Source organism: Peribacillus sp. P4_D6 (genome assembly GCF_056401795.1).
Genome location: NZ_JBFUIQ010000032.1, coordinates 37,893 through 44,562 on the forward strand (window position 1 = coordinate 37,893; position 6,670 = coordinate 44,562).

Sequence of the window (6,670 nt, forward strand, 5' to 3'; positions counted from 1 at the left end):
AGCTCCGTATTACAACACTCAAGTCAATGTTAATCTTATTCGGGGATATCATCTTTTTCATAATCCGAAGGAACCTCGAACGTAAGCGGGCCCATCTTTTCTGAACGGATTTCACGTACGACCAACTCTGCGGTTTTGTCATAATCGATGAAGCCCCCAGATGCTAAACAGCCCCTGAACTTTCCGACAGCATCAAACAATTCGAGCGTTTCCTGTGGAATTACATCCAGGTTATAACGGGATTTCAGTCTTTCCGGGTATTCTTTTTCCAAAAAGCGAAGGCCGTATAATGAAACTTCGTGCAAGTTTAAAATCGTATCCTTGATCGCACCTGTCAACGCAAGCTTCAAACCTACTTCTTGATCCTCGAATTTAGGCCAGAGAATCCCCGGCGTGTCGAGCAATTCCAATTCCTTACCCACTTTTATCCATTGCTGCGCTTTAGTGACTCCAGGTGTATTTCCTGTTTTGGCAATGTTCTTTTTGGCAAGTCGATTGATTAAAGTCGATTTCCCCACGTTCGGAATGCCAACTATCATGGCACGGATCGCTCTCGGCTTTATTCCTCTTGATTCCATCCGCTCATACTTTTCTTTTAAAAGATTTTTGGATGCAGCTGTAATCTGGTTTAAACCGTTTCCTGCCTGTGAGTTAATGGCAATCGCCGTTTTCCCCTGCGATTTATAATGTTCCAGCCACATATTCGTTTTTGCCGGATCGGCCATATCAGCTTTATTCAAAAGGATGACCCTCGGTTTATGCTGAATGATTTCGTCGATCATCGGATTTCGTGAAGATGCCGGAATCCGGGCATCCACAAGTTCAAAGATAATGTCGATCAGTTTTAATTTCTCTGTTACTTCCCGTCTTGCTTTGGCCATATGGCCAGGGAACCACTGTATTGTCAATGGAATCCACCTTCCTACTATTCCGCCAATCGAAAGTCCTCGATCGGCCAATAAACTAATTTAGTTTTTCCTAACACTTTATCGTAAGGAACGACACCTACACCAATATGGCGGCTATCCTTGCTGAAACGGCGATTATCCCCCAGGACAAATAGGTGATCTTCAGGCACCGTTCCTTGTTCTATGACATCACTTAATGTAAAAGGTTCCGTCAAAGCCCCGCCATCAATCAATTGTTCTTTATATTCATCCAAGTATGGCTCATCATAAGCTTTTCCATTCACGTAAAGAGTATCATTTCTATATTCAACTTTTTCCCCTGGCAATCCGATGACCCGCTTTATGTAATCTTTGCCTTCTGGAGCTTCGAAAACGATAATGTCGAATCTTTTGGGTTCACCAATCGAATAGGAGATTTTATTAACGATCATGCGGTCCGTATCCTTTAATGTCGGCATCATGGAATTGCCGTCCACAACAATAGGAGCCAGGAGGAAATAACGAATCAGCGTCGCCGCTATAACCGCGATTATGACCGCCTTTGTCCATTCCCACAATTCATTTTTCTTTTTCGCCATCCTTATCCACCCTTTTTGAAGCATATCAACAATTATTTTAACATGTTGCAGACGCTATAGCGAGCAGGATTCTATATAGCTTTCACCCTATGTGCATTCATCGTTTCTTAAAGTGCAAAAAGGGAGCCTGATAAACAAGCTCCCTTTTTTTGCATGATACTGTTTGGTTATTCACCTTATGTGGATCATGGTAAACCCGCATGAAGATATTCGAAGAATTAACGACGAATTTCTTTAATACGTGCTTTTTTACCACGAAGTTCGCGTAGGTAATAAAGTTTCGCACGACGTACTTTACCGTGACGGATAACTTCTAGTTTCGCAATTTTTGGTGTGTGAACAGGGAAAGCACGTTCAACTCCAACGCCGTAAGAGATCTTACGTACTGTGAAAGTTTCACTAACTCCGCCGCCACGACGTTTGATTACAACGCCTTCAAACAACTGGATACGTTCGCGAGTTCCTTCAATAACCTTTACGTGTACACGTACTGTGTCACCAGGTCTGAATGATGGAAGATCTGAGCGAAGTTGTTCTTTTGTGATTTCGTTAATAAGATTTTGCATCGATTTCAACTCCTCCTGGACGCTCTTGCAAATACTTATTGTTTGCAGCGGAACATCGTTATAAGACTGAGCATTTTGCCCAAGTCACAAGGTATATCCTATCATACTCTAAACGTCGATGCAATAGACATCAGTCTTCTTTTTTAATCTCGGACAATAATTTTTTTTCAACTTCCGAAAGTTCATAACTATCGAGTAAATCCGGACGTCGAATCCAAGTTCTGCGCAGAGATTCCTTCATCCGCCATTCATCGATTTTTTTATGATTCCCGGATATTAGCGGATCGGGAACTTTCATCCCCCGGAAATCTGCAGGTCTAGTATAATGGGGATGCTCTAACAAACCAGAAGAATAGGAATCAAGGATCGGGGAGTCAACATTCCCCAAAACGCCCGGCAGCAAGCGAACAACGCTGTCAATAATGACCATTGCGCCCAATTCCCCGCCTGTAAGCACAAAGTCACCTATAGATATTTCATCCGTTACGACATGCTCCCGGATGCGCTCATCATACCCTTCATAATGCCCGCAAATGAAAATGAGATGTTCTACTTCAGCAAGCTCTTCGGCTTTTTTCTGCGTATAACGCTCTCCCTGGGGACAAAGGAGGACTACCCTTGGGGTTAGCTCACCTTGCCCTTTAAGAGCTTCCACAGCATCAAAGATCGGCTGTGCCTTTAATACCATTCCGGCACCGCCTCCATAAGGATAATCGTCTACCGTCGAATGCTTATTATCTGCATAATCTCGAAAATTGGTCACCTTATAGCTAACAGCCTGCTTTTCCGCAGCCTTTTTTAAGATTGACGAACCAAATACCCCTTCGAACATTTCTGGAAAAAGCGAAAGCACATCGATTTTCATCAGTCTAAAAGTCCTTCCATCGGTGTAATAATGACCTTTTTAGCGGAAATATCCACTTCTTTAACAATTTGTTCAATATACGGGATCAGGATGTCCTTACTGCCAGCTTTCTTAATGACCCAAACATCATTGGCACCAGGCGTAAGAACCTCAACGATTTCCCCAACTTCCATTCCTTCATCCGTAAATACCGAACAGCCGATGATTTCATGGAAGTAGAACTCACCTTCGTCCAATTTACCAAGCTGTGCTTCCTTCACTTTCAGGACCCCGTTTTTAAATGCCTCGACCTGTCCGACGTTATAATAGTTCTCGAACGTCAATAGGTTAAAGTTTTTATGGGTGCGATGCGACCTGATGATGAGGGGCAAGGGTTTTTTCTCCGTGTCCCTAAACAGATACAGAGTATTTCCCACTTTGTATCGTTTTTCTGGAAAGTCTGTTGAAGAAATTACACGGACTTCTCCTAAAAGACCATGTGTGTTGACAATTTTACCTACATTAAACCATTTTTCCATTCTTTCACCTCTAACGAATTTCCGAGACGATTCCATCTTTTATGACAATGGTCTTCGTTGCCATGATTTCGTCCCAATCTGCCCCAATTTCCACATCAATGATACTTTGAACTTCCCGTTCCTTCAATTCACTACCTGCGGGAAGGATCTCCAACTGCTCCATTTGAAATTCAAGCAGTTTAATTTTTTCTTGCCTCTGGTTTATTTCTTTTTCAAAATGAGCACGGAGACTAGCAGGTTGGAGAGTTCTTGTTTTTTCAAGTTTTTTCAGTTCAAAGCGAAGCTGTTCACTCTCTTTTTGAAGCTGAAGGCGTTTTGACTTGTATTTCTCGAGGAGCTGATTCTTGCTGGATTCCGTTAATACTTGGTTAACGATTACATTTTGGAGAATTTTCATTCCAGCACCTCCTATTATCTATGATTTCTTATTTCCTTCAAAAAATATGTATGATGGGGTAATCTTTTTGAAATGGGGGTCATTCTCTTAAGTATAACGTAAATCGATAAAAGATGCGTCTTAAAAGGCGTAAAGTTTAAAGTCCGGGTCTATTCAATTAGGATCCAAGTCGAAATTTCACTATCTTGAAGTACAAAAAAAGGAGGGGTATTAACCCTCCTTATTCGGAAATCTCCAAATAGATTTTCTTCTGCTGTGAAGATCCTGCTGCATATACCACAGTCCGAATCGCCTTAGCAACACGCCCTTGTTTACCGATAACCTTGCCCATATCCTCTTTATGAACGGAGAGGATATAAACAATCCGGTCGGATTCTTCCTTGGAGGTCACAATGACCTCTTCCGGATAATCCACAAGTGCTGAAACAATCGTTTCAATAAGTGCTTTCATCAACTACCGTCGATTACTTGCTGTTTTTTGCAACATGGAATTTTTCCATGATGCCTTGTGTAGAGAATAAGTTACGAACTGTATCAGATGGTTTAGCTCCATCTTGTAACCATTTAAGAGCAAGCTCTTCGTTGATTTCAACTTTAGCTGGTTGAGCAACCGGGTTATAAGTTCCTACCACTTCAATGTAACGTCCGTCACGTGGTGAACGAGAATCTGCAACTACAATACGATAGAAAGGAGATTTTTTAGCTCCCATACGTTTTAAGCGAATTTTTACTGCCATTTTAAATAAGCACCTCCGAATAGTTTCACACAAGATAGTATAATATCAAATGTCTTGCATGTTTGTAAAGGTTTTTTTCTTAACAGGTAAAAAAAGTGTTGAAATACATGGCTTCGACCCGTATTCGCCTCAGTTTTAACCTGAAATAAACCTTACATGAACGGGAATTTGAATCCCTTTTTCTTTCCTTTTTGCATGTTCGTAACCTGTTTCATCATCTTTTTCATTTCTTCGAATTGCTTCAGTAGACGGTTCACTTCTTGAATCGATCTGCCGCTTCCTTTTGCAATCCGTTTCTTGCGGGATGCATTCATGGTTTCCGGATGTTCCTTTTCATGCGTTGTCATTGAACGGATGATAGCTTCAACATGACCGATCTGTTTCTCATCGATCTGAAGGTTGTCCATCCCTTTCATTTTATTCGCACCGGGAATCATTTTCAGAATATCATCAAGCGGTCCCATATTCCGCACCTGACCAAGCTGATCAAGGAAATCATCAAAGGTAAAAGTGGCGGTACGCATCTTTTTCTCTAATTCTTTCGCTTTTTCTTCATCTACATTGGCCTGTGCTTTTTCGATAAGGGTCAATACATCACCCATGCCGAGGATCCTTGACGCCATCCGTTCTGGATGGAACGCTTCAAGTGCATCCAATTTTTCACCCATACCGACGAATTTGATCGGCGTGTCGGTGACTGAACGAATTGAAAGTGCCGCACCACCACGTGTATCCCCATCAAGTTTCGTTAAAACGACTCCTGTCAGGCCTAGCTGTTCATTGAAGCTTTGGGCTACATTGACCGCATCCTGACCTGTCATCGCATCGACAACCAGGAAGATTTCATCAGGTTTTGTCAACTCTTTGATATCCTTCAGTTCGCCCATCAAGTTTTCATCCACATGAAGACGGCCTGCGGTATCAATCAACACATAGTCATGATGTTCTTCCTTAGCTTTTTCAATTGCCTGTTTGGCAATTTCAACAGGGCTGACCTGGTCCCCAAGGGAGAAAACAGGCATGCTTAATTGTTTGCCAAGTGTTTCGAGCTGCTTAATCGCCGCCGGACGGTAAATATCAGCCGCAACGAGCAATGGCTTGCGGTTGTATTTTTTTCTAAGAAGATTGGCAAGCTTTCCGGTGGTCGTCGTTTTACCAGCACCCTGAAGACCTACCATCATAATGACAGTCGGTGGTTTCGAGGCAACGGCAATCTTGYTCTGTTCGCCGCCCATCAGCTCAGTCAATTCTTCCTTAACTACTTTAATTACCTGTTGACCGGGGGTTAAGCTTTTCAGCACTTCCTGACCTACCGAACGTTCACTGACACGTTTTACAAAATCCTTCACGACTTTAAAGTTAACATCCGCTTCAAGCAGGGCCAATCGAACTTCACGCATCATTTCTTTAACGTCCGCTTCGTTGACCTTCCCTTTTCCACGGATCTTTTGCATCGTGCTCTGCAGTCGGTCGGCCAATCCTTCAAATGCCATATTGCCGCCTCCTAATCCAACTTCTCAAGCGTTGTGATTGCGTCTAGCAGCTTCTCTTTTGAAAAGGATTCCTTTTCTATGAGTCCCTTCATATTCGCAATCCACTGGTTACGCTCTTGAAATTTTTGAAATAACAATAGCTTTGCTTCATATTCCTCAAGCATCGCTTCTGTTCTTTTTATATTATCATAGACTGCCTGCCTACTGACTTCGTATTCATCGGCAATCTCGCCAAGAGAGTAATCATCCAGATAGTAGAGGGACATGTAGCTCTGCTGCTTCTCTGTTAACAACGATTGGTAAAAGTCATACAAATAATTAATCCGCGTTGTCTTTTCAAGCATCTTAGCAAGCCTCCCTGCTGTTAAGTGAAAACCCTTTACAAGTTTATATTGTAAAGCCTTGTTTATTTGATGTCAAGTTAAACTCCTTACCACGTGTTTGCAAAGCATTATTTTTTTCATTTTCCGCTTCTTTTTTGGACCTTTCTTCAATAGGTCCTTCAATTTTCATGGTAAAAAAACCAGAAGAGAATGAACTCTTCCGGCTTACAATTTTCCCTTAAACCTCTTCTTTATCGATGATATCAGCAAAAAGGCCATAAACAT

Annotated in this window: 11 protein-coding genes; all 11 read right to left on the reverse strand. The window is 42.1% G+C overall.

Going from position 1 to position 6,670, the window contains the following annotated elements; all coding sequences use genetic code 11:
* Positions 1–35 precede the first annotated feature (35 nt).
* The 11 genes from ylqF to AC1DVB_RS12495 all read right to left on the reverse strand — a co-directional run bounded on the left by ylqF (position 36) and on the right by AC1DVB_RS12495 (position 6,575).
* Entirely contained in the window at positions 36–908 is an 873-nt protein-coding gene (ylqF, locus tag AC1DVB_RS12445; protein ID WP_048684908.1) for a ribosome biogenesis GTPase YlqF, read from the reverse strand.
* 17 nt (positions 909–925) lie between these two features.
* A complete protein-coding gene (gene lepB, locus AC1DVB_RS12450) occupies positions 926–1,486 on the reverse strand; it encodes a signal peptidase I (RefSeq protein ID WP_034313700.1) in 561 nt (186 codons plus the stop codon).
* Between the two features lie 218 nt (positions 1,487–1,704).
* A complete protein-coding gene (gene rplS / locus AC1DVB_RS12455) occupies positions 1,705–2,052 on the reverse strand; it encodes a 50S ribosomal protein L19 (RefSeq protein ID WP_034313702.1) in 348 nt (115 codons plus the stop codon).
* 130 nt (positions 2,053–2,182) lie between these two features.
* Positions 2,183–2,917 carry a tRNA (guanosine(37)-N1)-methyltransferase TrmD gene (trmD, locus tag AC1DVB_RS12460; RefSeq protein WP_477589454.1) on the reverse strand — a complete coding sequence of 245 codons (735 nt, stop codon included), beginning with the start codon at positions 2,915–2,917 and terminating at the stop codon, positions 2,183–2,185.
* Entirely contained in the window at positions 2,917–3,435 is a 519-nt protein-coding gene (gene rimM / locus AC1DVB_RS12465) for a ribosome maturation factor RimM (protein ID WP_034313708.1), read from the reverse strand. Before rimM ends, trmD begins: the two co-directional genes overlap by 1 nt.
* A gap of 10 nt (positions 3,436–3,445) precedes the next feature.
* Positions 3,446–3,832, reverse strand: a complete 387-nt coding sequence (locus AC1DVB_RS12470) for a YlqD family protein (protein ID WP_034313711.1) — start codon at positions 3,830–3,832, stop codon at positions 3,446–3,448.
* A gap of 220 nt (positions 3,833–4,052) precedes the next feature.
* On the reverse strand, positions 4,053–4,283 hold the full coding sequence (locus AC1DVB_RS12475; RefSeq protein ID WP_048684915.1) for a KH domain-containing protein: 231 nt from the start codon (positions 4,281–4,283) through the stop codon (positions 4,053–4,055).
* 13 nt (positions 4,284–4,296) lie between these two features.
* Positions 4,297–4,569, reverse strand: a complete 273-nt coding sequence (gene rpsP / locus AC1DVB_RS12480) for a 30S ribosomal protein S16 (RefSeq protein WP_048684918.1) — start codon at positions 4,567–4,569, stop codon at positions 4,297–4,299.
* A 152-nt stretch (positions 4,570–4,721) separates the two neighbouring features.
* Complete coding sequence (ffh, locus tag AC1DVB_RS12485; protein ID WP_477589457.1) at positions 4,722–6,062, reverse strand: signal recognition particle protein; 1,341 nt, start codon at positions 6,060–6,062, stop codon at positions 4,722–4,724.
* An 11-nt stretch (positions 6,063–6,073) separates the two neighbouring features.
* The gene (locus AC1DVB_RS12490) at positions 6,074–6,406 is read right to left on the reverse strand and encodes a putative DNA-binding protein (protein ID WP_034313718.1); all 333 of its coding nucleotides are present in this window, start codon (positions 6,404–6,406) and stop codon (positions 6,074–6,076) included.
* A gap of 43 nt (positions 6,407–6,449) precedes the next feature.
* Positions 6,450–6,575 carry a hypothetical protein gene (locus tag AC1DVB_RS12495; RefSeq protein ID WP_284145185.1) on the reverse strand — a complete coding sequence of 42 codons (126 nt, stop codon included), beginning with the start codon at positions 6,573–6,575 and terminating at the stop codon, positions 6,450–6,452.
* Positions 6,576–6,670: the final 95 nt, after the last annotated feature.

What these genes read in the sequence shown, in the direction of transcription:
- trmD (WP_477589454.1), bottom strand. Translation starts at nt 2,917, where the DNA reads ATGAAAATCGATGTGCTTTCGCTTTTTCCAGAAATGTTCGAAGGGGTA.
- AC1DVB_RS12470 (WP_034313711.1), bottom strand. Translation starts at nt 3,832, where the DNA reads ATGAAAATTCTCCAAAATGTAATCGTTAACCAAGTATTAACGGAATCC.
- rimM (WP_034313708.1), bottom strand. Translation starts at nt 3,435, where the DNA reads ATGGAAAAATGGTTTAATGTAGGTAAAATTGTCAACACACATGGTCTT.
- lepB (WP_034313700.1), bottom strand. Translation starts at nt 1,486, where the DNA reads ATGGCGAAAAAGAAAAATGAATTGTGGGAATGGACAAAGGCGGTCATA.
- AC1DVB_RS12475 (WP_048684915.1), bottom strand. Translation starts at nt 4,283, where the DNA reads ATGAAAGCACTTATTGAAACGATTGTTTCAGCACTTGTGGATTATCCG.
- rpsP (WP_048684918.1), bottom strand. Translation starts at nt 4,569, where the DNA reads ATGGCAGTAAAAATTCGCTTAAAACGTATGGGAGCTAAAAAATCTCCT.
- AC1DVB_RS12495 (WP_284145185.1), bottom strand. Translation starts at nt 6,575, where the DNA reads ATGAAAATTGAAGGACCTATTGAAGAAAGGTCCAAAAAAGAAGCGGAA.
- rplS (WP_034313702.1), bottom strand. Translation starts at nt 2,052, where the DNA reads ATGCAAAATCTTATTAACGAAATCACAAAAGAACAACTTCGCTCAGAT.
- AC1DVB_RS12490 (WP_034313718.1), bottom strand. Translation starts at nt 6,406, where the DNA reads ATGCTTGAAAAGACAACGCGGATTAATTATTTGTATGACTTTTACCAA.